The 970-nt window shown below is 67.7% G+C and carries 1 protein-coding gene; it reads right to left on the reverse strand.

The window, feature by feature from the left end; translation table 11 throughout:
- Positions 1–139: 139 nt before the first annotated feature.
- Complete coding sequence (locus QZH66_RS16995) at positions 140–646, reverse strand: hypothetical protein (RefSeq protein ID WP_305807028.1); 507 nt, start codon at positions 644–646, stop codon at positions 140–142.
- Between the last annotated feature and the right edge of the window lie 324 nt (positions 647–970).

Genomic DNA, 970 nt, shown 5'->3' on the forward strand with positions numbered 1-970 from the left:
CTGGCCGGTGCGCGCATCGGTGCAGCGCAGCACCTGGGCCTGGGCGGCCAGGGCCAGCAGGGCGGCGGTACAGAAGACGGCCAGTGAACGCAACAGTGTGGTCATGGTGGGCTACCAGTCTTTGGCGGTTTGGCGGGGTTTATCGGCCCTGGTTGCGTTCCTGCTCGCTGCCGGAACGCCCGTTTGGCGGGCCATTGCGCTCGTTCTCCTGGCGCCGGTCCGGCCGCTGCAACTGCTGCCGGCGCAGTGCGTCGTCGCGCTGCGGGTTGCGTTGTTCATGCGGGCGGGCATTGCGCTCTTGTTGCTCGCGCTGCTGCTGCTGCTGCCGCGCCCGGTCGCGCTCCATGGCCCGCTGGCGGTCGCGGTTTTGCTCCCAGCGTTCGCGTTCCATGCGGCGCTGGTGCTCCGTCCAGCGTGGGTCGTAGACCAGCGGCGCCACCGGGTAGATGGCGGGGTAGGACGGGTAGACGCCGGGGCCGTAGATGACGCCGGGCGCATAGACCGGCGCGGCAGGGTAGGCCGGCGGATAGCTGGCCGGATAGGCCGGCGCGCCGTAATACGGGTCGCCCGGCACGGCAACGCAGCCGCCGACCAGCACGCCCAGGGTGCACAGGGCAAGGAGGCGGGCGGCGGAGTTTGTGGGCATGGTGTTTTCCGGTGGGGTGGCGCGGGCTGCGCTTTCTCTTCTCTATGACCTATGACGCGCCGCCGGCCGGTTTGGTTTACCCCTTTGCCTTGGGTTTACAGGCTTTGCGCAAGCTTTACGCGTGTTGCGGGGGGTGTAAAGCCTGCGCCAAATCTTGTTCCGTGGACCTGTTCTGCATCCATTTTGTCCATTTTGGTGACCTCGGCCTCGGCACAATGTTTTTTTGCGCCCGCGCGCCCGTAGGAGAGCTCTGCAATGACCACACCCGCCACCCCAGACTGGAACCTCGCGCCCCTCGCCGGCCTCTCGCAGGTCAAGGGCCGC

The organism is Stenotrophomonas sp. YIM B06876 (assembly GCF_030711595.1).
In the GTDB taxonomy this organism is placed as follows: Bacteria; Pseudomonadota; Gammaproteobacteria; order Xanthomonadales; family Xanthomonadaceae; genus Stenotrophomonas.